The organism is Thalassolituus sp. ST750PaO-4, assembly GCF_020320405.1.
In the GTDB taxonomy this organism is placed as follows: Bacteria; Pseudomonadota; Gammaproteobacteria; order Pseudomonadales; family Oceanobacteraceae; genus Venatoribacter; species Venatoribacter alkanivorans.
Genome location: NZ_JABVCB010000013.1, coordinates 587,040 through 602,293, shown reverse-complemented (window position 1 = coordinate 602,293; position 15,254 = coordinate 587,040). Strand labels below are relative to the sequence as shown.

General features: G+C 52.8%; 15 protein-coding genes and 1 tRNA gene. 2 read left to right on the top strand and 14 right to left on the bottom strand.

Annotated elements, in window-relative coordinates; translation table 11 throughout:
- Window positions 1–167: 167 nt before the first annotated feature.
- From rpsO to rlmE, 13 genes are all read right to left on the bottom strand, one after another.
- A complete protein-coding gene (gene rpsO / locus HUF18_RS18240) occupies window positions 168–437 on the bottom strand; it encodes a 30S ribosomal protein S15 (RefSeq protein ID WP_145466093.1) in 270 nt (89 codons plus the stop codon).
- A 126-nt stretch (window positions 438–563) separates the two neighbouring features.
- Window positions 564–1,508 carry a tRNA pseudouridine(55) synthase TruB gene (truB, locus tag HUF18_RS18235; RefSeq protein WP_225693284.1) on the bottom strand — a complete coding sequence of 315 codons (945 nt, stop codon included), beginning with the start codon at window positions 1,506–1,508 and terminating at the stop codon, window positions 564–566.
- Window positions 1,509–1,511: 3 nt separating this feature from the next.
- The gene (gene rbfA, locus HUF18_RS18230) at window positions 1,512–1,925 is read right to left on the bottom strand and encodes a 30S ribosome-binding factor RbfA (protein WP_145466097.1); all 414 of its coding nucleotides are present in this window, start codon (window positions 1,923–1,925) and stop codon (window positions 1,512–1,514) included.
- 133 nt (window positions 1,926–2,058) lie between these two features.
- Window positions 2,059–4,581: a translation initiation factor IF-2 gene (gene infB / locus HUF18_RS18225; RefSeq protein ID WP_225693283.1), complete on the bottom strand. Its 2,523-nt coding sequence runs from the start codon at window positions 4,579–4,581 to the stop codon at window positions 2,059–2,061.
- A gap of 25 nt (window positions 4,582–4,606) precedes the next feature.
- A complete protein-coding gene (gene nusA, locus HUF18_RS18220) occupies window positions 4,607–6,103 on the bottom strand; it encodes a transcription termination factor NusA (RefSeq protein WP_145466101.1) in 1,497 nt (498 codons plus the stop codon).
- Window positions 6,104–6,125: 22 nt separating this feature from the next.
- Window positions 6,126–6,584 carry a ribosome maturation factor RimP gene (rimP, locus tag HUF18_RS18215; protein WP_145466102.1) on the bottom strand — a complete coding sequence of 153 codons (459 nt, stop codon included), beginning with the start codon at window positions 6,582–6,584 and terminating at the stop codon, window positions 6,126–6,128.
- 256 nt (window positions 6,585–6,840) lie between these two features.
- Window positions 6,841–6,926: transfer RNA gene (locus HUF18_RS18210), tRNA-Leu, on the bottom strand.
- A 17-nt stretch (window positions 6,927–6,943) separates the two neighbouring features.
- Window positions 6,944–7,333 (bottom strand): preprotein translocase subunit SecG, encoded by a 390-nt coding sequence (secG, locus tag HUF18_RS18205; RefSeq protein ID WP_145466104.1) that lies wholly within the window; start codon window positions 7,331–7,333, stop codon window positions 6,944–6,946.
- Between the two features lie 8 nt (window positions 7,334–7,341).
- The gene (tpiA, locus tag HUF18_RS18200) at window positions 7,342–8,082 is read right to left on the bottom strand and encodes a triose-phosphate isomerase (RefSeq protein WP_225693281.1); all 741 of its coding nucleotides are present in this window, start codon (window positions 8,080–8,082) and stop codon (window positions 7,342–7,344) included.
- Between the two features lie 90 nt (window positions 8,083–8,172).
- The gene (gene glmM / locus HUF18_RS18195; RefSeq protein ID WP_225693279.1) at window positions 8,173–9,507 is read right to left on the bottom strand and encodes a phosphoglucosamine mutase; all 1,335 of its coding nucleotides are present in this window, start codon (window positions 9,505–9,507) and stop codon (window positions 8,173–8,175) included.
- Complete coding sequence (gene folP / locus HUF18_RS18190; protein ID WP_225693277.1) at window positions 9,500–10,342, bottom strand: dihydropteroate synthase; 843 nt, start codon at window positions 10,340–10,342, stop codon at window positions 9,500–9,502. The genes glmM and folP overlap by 8 nt, the downstream gene beginning before the upstream one ends.
- Window positions 10,343–10,428: 86 nt before the next feature.
- Complete coding sequence (gene ftsH, locus HUF18_RS18185) at window positions 10,429–12,351, bottom strand: ATP-dependent zinc metalloprotease FtsH (RefSeq protein ID WP_145466110.1); 1,923 nt, start codon at window positions 12,349–12,351, stop codon at window positions 10,429–10,431.
- A gap of 82 nt (window positions 12,352–12,433) precedes the next feature.
- Complete coding sequence (gene rlmE, locus HUF18_RS18180; protein WP_145466112.1) at window positions 12,434–13,054, bottom strand: 23S rRNA (uridine(2552)-2'-O)-methyltransferase RlmE; 621 nt, start codon at window positions 13,052–13,054, stop codon at window positions 12,434–12,436.
- Between the two features lie 137 nt (window positions 13,055–13,191).
- On the opposite strand from rlmE, the gene HUF18_RS18175 reads away from it, so the two are divergent.
- On the top strand, window positions 13,192–13,494 hold the full coding sequence (locus HUF18_RS18175) for a YhbY family RNA-binding protein (protein ID WP_145466115.1): 303 nt from the start codon (window positions 13,192–13,194) through the stop codon (window positions 13,492–13,494).
- Between the two features lie 5 nt (window positions 13,495–13,499).
- On the opposite strand, the gene HUF18_RS18170 is transcribed toward HUF18_RS18175, so the two are convergent.
- A complete protein-coding gene (locus HUF18_RS18170) occupies window positions 13,500–13,886 on the bottom strand; it encodes a hypothetical protein (protein ID WP_145466117.1) in 387 nt (128 codons plus the stop codon).
- A gap of 162 nt (window positions 13,887–14,048) precedes the next feature.
- Here HUF18_RS18170 and HUF18_RS18165 point away from each other — a divergent pair, with 162 nt between their 5' ends.
- Window positions 14,049–15,167, top strand: a complete 1,119-nt coding sequence (locus tag HUF18_RS18165; RefSeq protein WP_225693275.1) for a beta-ketoacyl-ACP synthase III — start codon at window positions 14,049–14,051, stop codon at window positions 15,165–15,167.
- The last annotated feature ends 87 nt before the right edge of the window (window positions 15,168–15,254 follow it).

Below are 15,254 nucleotides of genomic sequence, written 5' to 3'. Positions count from 1 at the left end.
ATGCGTGTGCAAAGCCAATATTTAGAAGCACCACCACATTCCTGTGAATAGTGGGGTTGGCACCACAGCTTGGCAGGTAGTTGTTATTCCGCAGAAGCAGAACAGGATAGCCTGACTGGCCAGATACAACAAAAGCCCCGTAGGGCTTTTGCTGCAAGCTTGAGATCTTAGCGACGCAGACCCAGACGACCGATCAGTGCGGTGTAACGGGCAGCATCTTTACGCTTCAGGTAGTCCAGCAGCTTACGACGCTGGTTAACCATGCGGATCAGACCACGACGTGAGTGGTGATCTTTACCGTGTTCTTTGAAGTGGCTCTGCAGACCAACGATGTTGTGGGTCAGCAGTGCAACCTGAACTTCAGGAGAACCGGTATCGCCTTCAGCAGTTTGATACTCTTTTACAATCTCAGCTTTAGTAGCAGCAGTTAATGCCATCTTTACTTACTCCATGAATGTGCGCGGACATCTGTAGAAGTCCGGGATTATATGATCATCGTCACCGTGCACATTAACAGTGAGATGCGTGCCGCCTGATGGCGACGGTTGAAGCAAAACTTCCGGTCAGGGCAGTGTCACCTGCAGCAAACGCTGTGGTTTTACCTTGCCTTCTTCAATGCGGCCAATGCCAAGCAGTTGCCGGACGCCTGATTCAACGGCCCACAATTGTACAGAAGGACTGGCGGGCAGGCCAGTACTGACTGGCTGTCCATGCAGGATTTTATCCGCTTCCGCCAGTGTCAGAGCCACTTCCGGCAAGTCGGGCAAAGCGGTTTCGGTCGGCAGCAGTAACGCATCCAGTGCGTCATACCCCTGCTCGGCCGCGTCCTGCACCTGCTCCAGCGTGACCATCTGCCCGGCGTGGTAAGGCCCGCAGAGAGTACGGTGCAGCTTGCTGACATAAGCGCCGCAACCAATCGCCTGACCGATATCTTCCACCAGTGTGCGGATATAGGTGCCTTTCGAGCAGCGCACCGACAGATCCAGCTCGGTGGCACGCTGCTCGCGCAGCAGCAGTTCATAGATGGTGATGATACGGCGCTTTTTCTCAGCGACCGCACGGATATCTTCTTCACTCATACCCTGACGCGCCAGCTCATACAGCGGCTTGCCATCGAGCTTCAGCGCTGAAAACATCGGCGGCACCTGCTCGACAGCGCCACGGAAGCGATCGAGCACCGCTTCCACTTCAGCATGGGTCAGCGGCGGCACTTCGGCGGTCGCAATCACCTCGCCTTCGCCGTCACCACTGGAGCGGATTTCGCCCAGCAGCGCGGTGGTGTCGTAGCCTTTGTCAGACTCCAGCAACAGCTGTGAAAACTTAGTGGCCTCTCCCAGGCAGATCGGCAGTACGCCGGTTGCCAGCGGATCCAGCGCGCCGGTATGGCCAGCCTTCTGGGCGCCGAACAGGAATTTCACCCGTTGCAGCACCTGATTGGAAGACAGTCCCAGCGGCTTATTGACCACCAGAATGCCGCTGACCGCACGGCCTTTTTTTCCACGCGCCATGTATCAGCCCTGATTGTCAGATGAGTCGGCATCATCCTGATGATGGGCTTTATCTTCTTCCAGCGCTTTCTTGATCAGGCCGGTCAGGTGGTGACCACGGTCCATGCTCTCATCGTAATGAAAACGCAGGTGCGGCGTAATGCGGGTGCGCATAATACGCGCCAGTTCGTTACGCAGGTAACCGGCCGCATCGTTCAGAATGGCTGAAGTCTGTTTGCGGATTTCGGCATCGGTTTCGCCTTTGGCGCCCATCACGGTGAAGTAGATGTCGGCATAGCCCAGGTCTTTGGCAACTTTTACGTAGTTCAGTGTGACCATACCCAGACGCGGGTCTTTCATCTCAAACTGAATCATATGAGCCAGGTCGCGCTGAATCTGTTCACCCAGGCGCGAGGTACGGCTGTAATCTTTTGGCATATTTAAATCCTCTGTTACCCAGCGGCAGGCATGTGTACAGCTCTGGCGCTGGTCTGTCAGAGACAGCAAAGCCCGACACTAAGCCGGGCTTTGCTGTCGGGGCCCGGAGGCCCGTTACAGGTGCTGGTGCAGATCAGAGTGTACGGGCAATTTCACGTACATCGAACACTTCGATCTGGTCGCCCGGACGGACGTCCTGATAGTTCTTCACACCGATACCACATTCCATACCCTGACGTACTTCGGCAACGTCATCTTTGAAGCGGCGCAGGGATTCCAGCTCGCCTTCATAGACCACAACGTTGTCGCGCAGTACGCGGATCTTCTTGTGACGGTAAACAACACCATCAATCACCATACAGCCGGCAATCTGGCCGAATTTCGGTGAGTTGAAGACATCACGGACTTCAGCAATACCGGTGATTTCTTCACGCAGTTCCGGCGCCAGCAGACCAGCCATGGCCTGTTTAACGTCGTCCAGCAGATCGTAAATCACGCTGTAGTAGCGCATATCCACGCCGTTATTCTCGACCACTTTCTTCGCTGCGTTATCCGCACGAACGTTGAAGCCGAACATAACCGCACCGGAGGCAACCGCCAGGGTCGCGTCAGTTTCGGTGATACCACCAACACCGGAAGATACGACGTTTACGCGTACTTCGTCGGTCGCCAGTTTCTGCAGGGAGGCCACAATGGCTTCCAGCGAACCACGAACGTCGGTTTTAACAACCACGTTGAGGTTAGCAACCTGACCTTCACCCATACCGCTGAACAGGGCATCCAGTTTGGCTGCCTGCTGACGCTGCTGTACCAGTTCTTTCATTTTGTTTTCACGGAATTCAGCCACTTCACGGGCTTTCTTCTCGCTTTCAACAACCATGAAGTTGTCACCGGCTTCCGGTGTACCGTTCAGGCCGAGGATCTCAACCGGAATGGACGGACCAGCATCGTTCACCTGCTGACCATTTTCGTCCAGCAGTGCACGGGCGCGACCGTAACAGGTACCCGCCAGAACGATGTCGCCTTTTTTCAGCGTACCGTTCTGAACCAGCAGGGTTGCAACCGGACCACGTCCTTTATCCAGACGGGACTCAACCACAACGCCCTGGCCAGGACCGGTGAAGTGCGCTTTAAGCTCCAGAATTTCGGCCTGCAGCAGAACCGCTTCAAGCAGATCATCAATACCCTGACCGGTGTGCGCAGATACCGGGATAAACGGAACGGTACCGCCCCAGTCTTCCGGCAGTACGTCACGGGCGGACAGTTCGCTCTTCACACGCTCAGGGTCGGCGGCTTCTTTATCCATTTTGTTGATGGCAACCACGATCGGCACATCAGCGGCTTTCGCGTGCTGGATGGCTTCTTCGGTTTGCGGCATCACACCATCGTCCGCAGCCACCACCAGGATGACAACGTCGGTAGACTGAGCACCACGGGCACGCATCGAAGTAAACGCGGCGTGTCCCGGAGTATCCAGGAAGGACACCATGCCGTGATCGGTTTCTACGTGGTAAGCACCGATGTGCTGAGTGATACCACCGGCCTCACCGGATACCACGCGGGTACGACGGATATAGTCGAGCAGCGAGGTTTTACCATGGTCAACGTGACCCATTACGGTAACCACCGGTGCACGTGGCTGTTCATCGCCTTCGTAAGAAACGGATTCGGTAACGGCCACTTCCAGCGCGTTATCGGCAATCAGCTTGGTCACTTTGTGACCCATTTCTTCAACCACCAGGGTGGCTGTGTCCTGATCCAGAATCTGGTTAATGGTCGCCATAACGCCCATTTTCATCAGGGTCTTGATCACTTCACCGGCTTTAACCGCCATTTTCGATGCCAGATCGGCAACGGTAATGGCTTCCGGCAGTTCAACTTCGTGAACAACAGGCGCGGTAGGACGGGTAAACGCGTGCTCATTGGCAGACTGCTGACGGCCACGGCCACCTTTCATCTTGCCCTTGCCGCCACGACGTGAACGGTTGCGGTCGTCTTCACCACCATCGGTGAAGCGGCTGTTTTCACGCAGATCAACACGTTTTTTGTCGACGGTTTTATTCGACTTTTTACGGTTTTCTTCCTGACGAGCCTGAGCAGCTTCAGCTTCAGCACGTTTCTGTGCTGCGTCTTCTTCGACGGTAGCAGGCTTGGCTTTAGCAGCAGGCTTGGCATTAGCGGCTGGCTTTTCAGCAACAGCAGCTTCTGCGGCCGACGCTTCTGCTGCAGCAGGGGCCTCAGCAACAACGGCTGCCGGAGCTTCTTCTGCAACCGGAGCGGCAGGAGCTTCTGCAGCAACCTGGGCGGCGGCTTCAACACGTGCAGCTTCTTCTTTCGCTTTTTCAGCTTCCAGATCCAGCTCTTCACGTTTTACATACGTGCGTTTTTTACGAACTTCAATGGCGACGGCTTTCTTGCCACCCTGACCCGTTTTCAGGGTCGTGGTGACTTTACGCTTCAGCGTAATTTTGTTCGGCGTTGCCGCTGCTTCACCATGGCTTTTCTTCAGAAAAAGCAGCAAAGACTGTTTCTGATCATCAGAAACAGACTGACTGGCTGCGGTTTGTGGCAACCCCGCTTCTTTCATTTGGGACAATAAGCGCTCAACGCTTGTCCCTACCACGTCGGCGAGTTCTTTAACTGTTACATCTGCCATACGTTTCTCCTATGCCGAGCAGTGGTTAGTCGTTGCCCTCAAACCAGGGCTTGCGTGCGGTCATAATCAATTCCGCCGCTTTTTCTTCAGTCATCTGTTCAATGTCCAACAGGTCATCGATGGATTGCTCGGCCAGATCTTCCATCGTACAAATGCCTTTACTTGCCAGAACCAGTGCCAGGTGTTTCTCCATTCCTTCCATGTTCAGCAGATCGTCCGCCGGCTGGGAATTTTCCAGTTTTTCTTCGGAAGCAATGGCCTGAGTCAGCAGTACGTCTTTAGCGCGGTTGCGCAGTTCGGTAACCACTTCTTCATCCAGACCGTCGATGCTCAGCATCTCTTCCATTGGCACGTAAGCCACTTCTTCCAGCGTGGTGAAACCTTCTTCAACCAGCAGGGTGGCGAAGTCTTCGTCCAGATCGAGGGATTTCATAAATCCTTCGATAAAGCCGGAGGCTTCTTCATTCTGTTTCTCGGATGCTTCTTCTTCGGTCATAACGTTGATTTCCCAGCCGGTAAGCTCGGAAGCCAGACGTACGTTCTGACCGCCACGACCAATGGCCTGGGCCAGATTGTCGGAGGCAACAGCAACATCCATAGTGTTGGTTTCTTCATCCATAATGATCGACGCTACATCGGCCGGAGCCATGGCGTTAATCACCAGCTGTGCCGGATTGTCATCCCACAGCACGATGTCGATACGCTCGTTTCCACCCAGTTCGTTGGTCACTGCCTGAACACGCGCACCGCGCATACCCACACAAGCACCAACCGGGTCGATACGCTTGTCGTTGGTTTTTACCGCAATTTTTGCACGGGAACCCGGATCACGGGCCGCACCTTTAATTTCGATAACTTCTTCGGCAATTTCCGGTACTTCAATGCGGAACAGTTCGATCAGCATTTCCGGAATGGTGCGGCTCAGCATCAGCTGCGGACCACGGTTTTCCGGACGTACGGCATGCAGGATGGCACGCACACGATCACCCATACGCATAATTTCGCGACCAATCAGCTGATCTTTCGGCAGCAGACCTTCAGCGTTATTACCCAGATCGACGATAACGTTATCGCGTGTCACTTTTTTAACAGTACCGTTAATCAGTTCACCAACGCGGTGCTGGTACTGATCAACAATCTGCGCACGTTCTGCTTCGCGGACTTTCTGTACGATAATCTGCTTCGCAGCCTGAGCGGCGATACGGCCGAAGTCAGGATTGTCGATTTCGATTTCGTAAGTGTCGCCAGGTTGCAGATTGGTATCGATTTCGTGGGCTTCCTGCAGGGTCAGCTCATCGCCCAGCCCCGGAACCACATCATTGCTGACCACCAACCAACTGCGGAAGGTTTGGTAATCACCGGTTTTACGGTCAATATCCACACGGATAGTGGCTTCTTCATCTTCGTAGCGCTTCTTGGCGGCCGCTGCCAGGGCTGACTCAATTGCTTCAAAAATAATTTCTTTTGAAACGCCCTTTTCGTTGGATACCGCTTCCGCGACCAGGAGAATTTCTTTGCTCATCTTCTAGCCTCGCTCTGCAACCTTAGTCCTTGAATTGTGGAACAACATTGGCTTTATCAATCAGTTCAATCGGCAGTAAATATTCGTGATCGTCAACGACGAGTACGACATCTTGCTGCTCGACACCAATTAACTGGCCTTTGTATTTTCGGCGCCCTTCAAAGGGCATACGCAGACGCACATCAATAATGTGGCCGGCATATTGTTGGAATTGTTCGAGTGTGAATAGCGGACGATCCATCCCCGGGGACGAAACTTCCAGCGTGTAATCCTGCGCGATCGGATCTTCTACATCGAGTACGGCGCCCAGCTGTCGGCTGACTTCCGCACAATGGTCGACAAGAATGCCATCGGCATGGTCGATGAAAACACGCAACAGGGAATGACGTCCCTGGGAAATAAACTCCAGCCCCCAATAGGTAAACCCCATGGATTCCACTACCGGTGCCAACAGCTCTGCTAATTGCGTATCTTTTGCCAAAAACTACCCCCACCACAAACAAAAACTGGGCAACGTTGTGCCCAGTCCGCTACTGCTTTATGCAGACCGGAATCCACGTTTACCGCAGATTCCTGTGAGACTCACACATGGCATTGCCGGCGTGAATCGCTTCTGAAAAGCAACTACTAAAAAGCCCCTGACTCGAGGGGCTTTTTAGTAGTGCTCTCTAAAAGCACGCGCATTATAGGCGCTTTAAACAGAAAAAGCGAACCATGTTCGCTTTCCCGGAATAAATTGGTGCGGATGGCGAGACTCGAACTCGCACGAGCTAGGCTCACCACCCCCTCAAGATGGCGTGTCTACCAATTCCACCACATCCGCACTAAAACTGATTTACCTTAATTGCCAGTGGTTTCCACGGCAGGTTCATCAGAGGTTGATGCATCCAGTTCAGGAGCATCAGAGGAAGGCGCGTATTCTTCCACAAGTGGGGTATCTTTCTCAAGCTTTTCAATCACTTCCTGACTAGGAATTCCTAAATCAGTGAAACCTTCAGCTTTTTGCTTGGCATAAATACCCAGACCAAGACTGGTTACGAAGAATAATGTCGCCAGAATTGCGGTGGTACGACTGAGGAAGTTACCTGAGCCACTGCTGCCAAAGACAGTCTGGGAAGCACCGCTACCGAATGATGCGCCGGCGTCGGCACCTTTACCCTGCTGCAGCATCACAAAACCAATGATGCCAAGAGCCAGCACGATATGAACGATCAGAATAATGGATTCCATAATTTACCTTATGCCCGACAAATACCCAGAAATTCAGTGGCGTCGAGCGATGCACCGCCGACCAGACCACCATCAATATCAGGCTGCGAAAAAAGCTCCGCAGCATTAGCAGCTTTTACGCTGCCGCCATACAAAATTCGTGTCGCCTGTGCGACGTCCGCACCCAGCACCTGCAGCTGCGAACGGATAAACGCATGAATCGCCTGCGCCTGTTCCGGCGTAGCGGTTTCACCCGTACCGATGGCCCACACCGGCTCATAGGCAAGAATAATACGTTGCCACTGAGCAGTATTCAGTTGCTCCAGTAACAGCTTCAGCTGCTGAGCAACCACAGCCTCGGCCTGACCCGCCTGACGCTCAGCCAGCGTCTCACCCACGCAGACAACTGCCGTCATGCTGTTATCCAGCAGTTGCCGGGTTTTGGCCAGCACGGTGTCGTCAGTCTCGCCATATAAAGTGCGGCGCTCTGAGTGACCGATCAGCGCCATGGCGCAGCCTACATCGGCCAGCATCGGCGCGGAAACTTCGCCGGTAAAAGCACCGGACTCTTCAGCTGCACAGTTCTGCGCACCCAAAGCGATGTCACTGCCTGACAACAGTTCGCTTGCCTGTGTCAGATAAGGAAAAGGCGGAAATACCGCAACATCACACTGGTCAATCTGAGCGGCGCGGAGTTCCGACAACAGACTCTGGGTCATCGCCACAGAGGCATTCATCTTCCAGTTTCCGGCAACCAACAAACGACGCATGACGCCTCCCTAAATTCAAAGAGCGCAGATACTATCTAAGAAGCCCCGGCGAGACAAGCAACAGCACGCCTGCCGGGCAATTCAGCAGACTTATGCCAGGGCCTGTTCAACCACTGCAGCCAATTCTTCAGCCAGTGTCTGTACCAGCACCGCGTCTTCACCTTCGACCATTACCCGCACCACTGGCTCAGTGCCCGACGGACGCAGCAGGACACGACCGCGACTGGCGAGCTTTTCTTCGGTAGCAGCAATAGCCTGAATAATTTCCGGCAAACTCATGACATCAGCCTGACGGCTGCGTTGTACATTGATCATCACCTGCGGCATTTTACTCATGCGTTTCTGCCATTCATGCAGAGAGGTGCCACTGTCTTTCAGTGCCTGCAGCACCTGCAGTGCGGCAACAATACCGTCACCGGTTGTGTTGGCATCCAGACACAACAGATGGCCGGATGATTCTCCACCGAAGCGCCAGCCGTTTTCGTTCAGCATCTGCATCACATAACGGTCACCGACTTTGGCACGCAGAAAATCGACACCCAGATCTTTCAGCCCGAGCTCCAGCCCCAGGTTGCTCATCAGCGTACCGACCACTCCACCATTCAGACGGCCCTGATTTTTGGCGTGGGTCGCGATAATAAACAGCAGCTGATCACCATCAACCAGTTCACCACGGTGATCCACCATCATCACCCGGTCACCATCGCCATCAAAGGCAATACCAAGATCCGCCTGTTCCTGCAGCACCCGCGCCTGCAAAGCCTCAGGCTCGGTAGAACCGACACCTTCGTTAATATTCAGGCCATCCGGCTGGGCGCCAATGGTAATAACCGTCGCACCAAGCTCAGCAAACACCGCCGGCGCAATCTGGTAGGTCGCACCATGAGCGCAATCGAGTACGATTTTCAGACCACGCAGATTCAGTGAGCTGACCGTGCCTTTGCAGAATTCAATATAACGGCCGGCGGCATCATTAATACGCACCGCTTTACCCAACTGAGCAGATTCAACACAGCTCATGGGTTTATCCAGCCAGGACTCAATTGCCAGCTCGGTTTCATCCGGCAGTTTTTCGCCATTGCCGGAAAAGAATTTAATGCCGTTATCGTAATACGGATTATGTGAGGCACTGATAACAATACCGGCCTGAGCGCGGAATGTCCGGGTCAGGTAAGCAATACCCGGCGTAGGAATAGGCCCCAGCAGACCAATATCAACACCCGCCGAAGACAAACCGGCCTCCAGTGCGGACTCAAACATATAGCCTGAAATACGGGTGTCTTTACCAATTAAAATACGGCTTTTCCCCTGCTGGGCAAAAACCTTCCCGGCCGCCCAGCCTAATTTCATAACAAACTCCGGGGTAATAGGGTATGCACCCACCCGACCACGGACACCATCGGTGCCGAAATATTTTCTAGACATACCCTTCCCTCTGTGTGGCAATCACTACACGCAATGCTTCTGTTGTTTGTTTTACGTCGTGTACGCGGAGTATTTTCGCACCTTTTAAAGCACAGATCACGGCACCGCTCACGCTTCCTGCAATCCGTTCGTCCGCAACCGAATTTCCCGTTGCTTCACCAATCATACGTTTACGCGACAACCCGGTCAGCAGAGGCAGTCCCAGTTCATGCAAACGCTCCAGCCGGTTCAATAGGCGAAAGTTATGTTCAAAGGTTTTGCCAAAACCAAAACCCGGGTCCAGCAACAGCCTCTCCCGGCCAATCCCTACAGCCTCACAAGCCGCAATACGCTGAGCCAGATACTCAACCACTGCATCCTCAATCGGACGATCATAATGCGGAGCTGCCTGCATCACCTGTGGCTCACCATTCATATGCATCAGACATACAGGCAAACCTGAAGCCGCTGCAGCCGCCAACGCTCCGGGCCTTGTCAGTGCACGCACATCATTAATCAGATGAGCACCTGCCTGAGCACTGGCGCGAATAACTTCCGCGTTGCTGGTATCAATGGAAACCGCCACATCCAGACGCTGCACGATGGCTTCAATCACCGGAACGACCCGCTCAAGCTCTTCAGCTTCGCTCACCGGTGCAGCACCCGGACGGGTCGACTCACCACCAACATCAACCAAGGCTGCACCTTCATTCAGCATCTGCTCGGCATGACGCAATGCATTATCCAGCACAGTAAAACGGCCACCGTCGGAGAACGAGTCAGGAGTAACATTAAGAATCCCCATCACCCGGGGAACAGAAAGATCAAGCTGGCGATTACCGCAAACAAATTTCACGCAGAGATCCTGTAGACAAATAGAAATACGAACAGAAACAAAAAGGCGGCTTGCGCCGCCTTTTTGTTATGCATAAGCCAAGCGAATCAGTTGCGCTCGCCGGCTGGATCGCCCACCGCATCATCATCGGCATCGCGGGCCATATCGCGGCTTTCTTCTGCCGGTGCCGCAGGACCAGAGCCATTATCACCCCAGGACTTTGGCGGACGTGGCTTTTTACCGGCCATAATATCGTCGATCTGATCCGCATCAATGGTTTCATATTCCATCAGCGCGTCTTTCATCAGTTCGAGTTTATCGCGGTTTTCTTCCAGAATTTTCGCCGCACGCTGATAACAGCTATCCAGCAAGCCCTTTACCTCGGCATCAATAACACGTGCAGTGTCATCCGACAGATGCGACATCTGACCGCCACCGGAAGAACCCAGATAACCATTCTGCTCCTCTTCGGTATATAACTGCGCGCCCAGTTTTTCCGATAAGCCCCACTTGGTGACATAGTTGCGGGCATATTTGGTCGCACGCTCAATATCGTTGGAAGCACCGGTTGTCACACCATCTTTACCCAGCGTCATCTCTTCGGCGATACGACCACCATAGAGCGAGCAGATATTACTTTCGATACCACGCTTACTGATGGAATGACGATCTTCTTCCGGCAGGAACATGGTGACCCCCAAAGCACGGCCACGGGGAATGATCGATACCTTGTAAACCGGATCATGTTCCGGCACCAAGCGGCCGACAATAGCATGACCCGCTTCGTGATAAGCCGTGTTGGTCTTTTCTTTTTCAGACATCACCATGGTCTTACGTTCGGCGCCCATCAGGATCTTATCCTTGGCTTTCTCGAACTCTTCCATAGTGACCAGATTACGGTTTGAACGGGCCGCAAAGAGTGCCGCTTCGTTTACCAGGTTAGCCAGATCAGCACCGGAAAACCCCGGGGTGCCACGGGCAATAATGGATGCATTCACATCATCTGCCAGCGGCACTTTACGCATATGCACATTCAGAATCTGCTCACGGCCGCGGATATCCGGCAGGCCAACAACAACCTGACGGTCAAAACGACCTGGACGCAACAAAGCCGGATCCAGTACATCCGGACGGTTGGTTGCAGCAATAACAATGATGCCATCGTTAACTTCAAAGCCGTCCATCTCAACCAGCAACTGGTTCAGGGTCTGTTCGCGCTCATCATTACCACCGCCGATACCCACACCACGGGAACGGCCAACCGCATCAATCTCGTCAATGAAGATGATACAAGGCGCTTGTTTCTTCGCCTGATCAAACATGTCACGAACACGGGATGCACCAACACCGACGAACATCTCAACGAAGTCGGAACCGGAAATCGAGAAGAAAGGCACACGCGCCTCACCGGCAATTGCTTTTGCCAGCAGGGTTTTACCGGTACCCGGCTGACCAACCATCAGTACGCCACGTGGAATTTTACCGCCCAGACGCTGGTATTTGCCCGGGTCACGTAAGAACTCAACCAGTTCTTTTACATCTTCTTTAGCTTCATCACAGCCGGCGACGTCTTCAAACGTGGTTTTGATCTGATCTTCGCTGAGCAACTTGGCTTTGCTTTTACCAAAAGCCATCGGGCCGCCTTTACCGCCGCCACCGCCCTGCATCTGACGCATAAACAGCATAAACACGGCGATAATGATCAGAATCGGCAATGACGCCAGCAACAACTGCGTGAAGAAACCCTGTTTCTCAGGTTTTTCACCCAACACCTGAACGTGGTTATTCAGCAGGGTATCCATCAGCTTGTCATCATAGACAGGCAGAATGGTTTCAAAAGCTTCGCCACCGCTGTTAACACCGGAAATGGTCTGGCCAGAGATGGTAACTTTCTCAACCTGCCCGCTTTCCACGGCAGTAATGAACTCAGAGTAGGAATACTCCTTACCCCGGCCCACACTCTGGAAATTGTTGAACACCATCATCAGAACGGCTGCAATCACCGCCCATAATATGAAATTCTTCGCCATACCCGGCACCACCTCATTGGCTGCGGAGTCGGGCCATATCCCGACTTCCCTTCTTTTAACTGTCTAGCTTAGCAAGCAATGGCTAAGCGCGGAAACCTTTCCCAACGACGTAAACCTCACGTGAGCGCGGACGCGACGCCTTGGGCTTACGAATCAAAACTTTTGTAAAGGATTGTCTTACATCCTTTACGTACTCATCAAAACCATCACCCTGGAACACTTTGGCGACAAACTGACCGTTAGGGCGTAACACCTGTCGCGCCATATCCAGCGCCAGCTCTACCAAATACATGGAACCGGGCTGATCAATGGAGGCTACTCCACTCATATTGGGGGCCATATCGGAGATTACAAGGTCCACAGGGCGGCCATCGACAATTGCCATCAATTCGTTAAAAACGGCCTCTTCAGTGAAGTCACCCTGAATAAACTCGACGTCAGCAATCGGATCCATAGGCAGAATATCGGAGGCAATAACAACGCCTTTGCCATTCAGTTTGCGCCCAACTACCTGTGACCAGCCACCTGGAGCCGACCCCAGGTCAATAATGGTCATACCGGGCTTTATGAGCTGGTCTTTTTCATCAAGTTCAATCAGCTTGTAACTGGCACGCGTGCGGTAGCCATCCTGTTGTGCTTTCTGCACATAAATGTCATCAACATGCTCTTTCAGCCAATCGGCACTGGTTTTTGAACGCGCCATGCAGGTACTTGCTCCAAGGTCAGGTATACTAGGGTCTGTTTAACTCGTGGAAACAAGCCCAAGGGTCTACGCCGTATAAAACGGTAAGTTTACCACCGAACCACTTTACTACCGAACTACAGAGCTTCCGAACCTATATGGCATTATCAAACGAACAGAAAAAGGCCTATCGTGCCATCGGCCACACACTGAATCCGATTGTCACCGTTGCCGCCAATGGCCTGACCGAAGGCGTTATTGACGAGCTGAACCGCGCCCTGAACGATCACGAACTGATCAAAATCAAAGTGTCGGTCGGTGACCGCGATGTAAAAAAAGAAGTTCTGGCCGAAATTCTGCGCATCACCGGTGCAGAAATGCCGCAACAGATAGGTAACACCGCGTTGTTACTGCGTCGCAACCCCAAAGCGAATCCAAAGCTGTCCAACCTGAAGCGCTGATCGTTTTATCGTTCCGCCGGCGTAACATCCCGGCGGATAACCGTTAGCGGCGCAATCAGCAGCCAGACCAATCCTAAAAGTGATATGGCATGTACCAGTATCATTTGCAGCTTCCACCATGGCATAAATGCGAAATACACCAGTGACAGAAACGTCATAATCAATACCAGCTGCACAGGTAACTGACGCCAGCTGAGAGCACGAAACAATAACCCCAACAACAGAATAAGCCCTCCGCTGACCGCACCAAGCCCTACCATTACATGCATCACATCCATACCGTGCTGCGGAAAAAAGCCGCGGTGTTCCAGCAATGGCCTGACCACATACGCACAAGCCCATAACCCACCCAACCAGAACGTGCGGAATAAAATCAGATAATGCCGGACCATGTTAATGACTCCGTCCGGATACTCCGGACAAGTGCAGAGGAAAGATAAATCCGTGGCCTGACTGCCCATATCAGACCTGTGTTAACAAGCTTACACCAAAGGGGAGTTGGAAGACCGGACCGTTCCGGTGATAATAGCGAAAAAAGTAAGGTTTCAATGCTCATGTCCGATATCGTAATTTCCGGCTCCGGCCTGTTCATCCCGCCTTTTACCATCACCAACGATGAACTGGTAGAAGCCTACAATACCTACGCAAACCGCTTTAACGAAGAGCACGCGGACGCCATTGCCAGCGGCGAAACTGAAGCACTGCCACTGTCCAGCAGCGAATTTATTGAGAAGGCTTCCGGTATCAAAGCACGCTACGCCATGTACAAAGATGGCATTGTCAACCCGGACATCATGCACCCTGTATTTCCGATGACACAGGAAGGCGCCACCCCGGAAATGGTTACCATGGGTGTTGCTGCTGCACGCGAAGCCATGGAACAGGCCGGTAAAACCGCTGACGATATTGATATGGTCATTGTATCCAGCACCTTCCGCCAGCGTGACTACCCGGGTATGTCGGTTGAAATTCAACGCGAACTGGGAATTAAAGGTTTTGCTTATGACATGGGCATTGCCTGCTCATCCGCAACCTTCGGGCTGATCAATGCTTACACCGCGTTAAAAGCCGGCACCGCCAAATGTGTGTTATTTGTAAATCCGGAATTCACCACCCCGGGACTGGATTTCAAAGATCGCGACAGCCATTTTATTTTTGGCGACGTTGCTACCGCAGCGATTCTGGAGCCTGCCGAGACGGCAACGTCAGAACATACTTTCCGCATTCTGAGCACCAAACAATTTACCCAATACTCGGATAATATCCGTTGCGATGCCTCTTACGCCGATTACTGCTTTGAAAACGTGCCGGCCAACCGCTACGCCTTCAAACAACAGGGCCGCAAAGTATTCAAAGAACTGCTGCCTCTGGTCACTAATTTTATTGAAAATCTGCTGACCGAAAACCAACTGGAAGCTTCTTCACTGAAACGTATGTGGCTGCATCAGGCAAACGTTAATATGAACCTGTTTGCCGTTAAAAAACTCCTCGGCCGCCTGCCTGAAGGTAATGAAGCACCGGTGGTACTGGACGAATTTGCCAACACAGCGTCATCCGGCTCGGTGATTGCTTTCCACCGCTATAAAGATGATTTCAAGGCTGGCGATAAAGGCCTGATCTGTTCTTTTGGCGCCGGTTATTCCATCGGCAGTCTGCTGGTCGAAAAACTCTGATCAGAAACCGGTTTCCCGGCGCAGCCTGCGCCGGAAATACTACCCATTAATTCCTTTTATTCAAAAAACCTTCATTGGCTATCATGC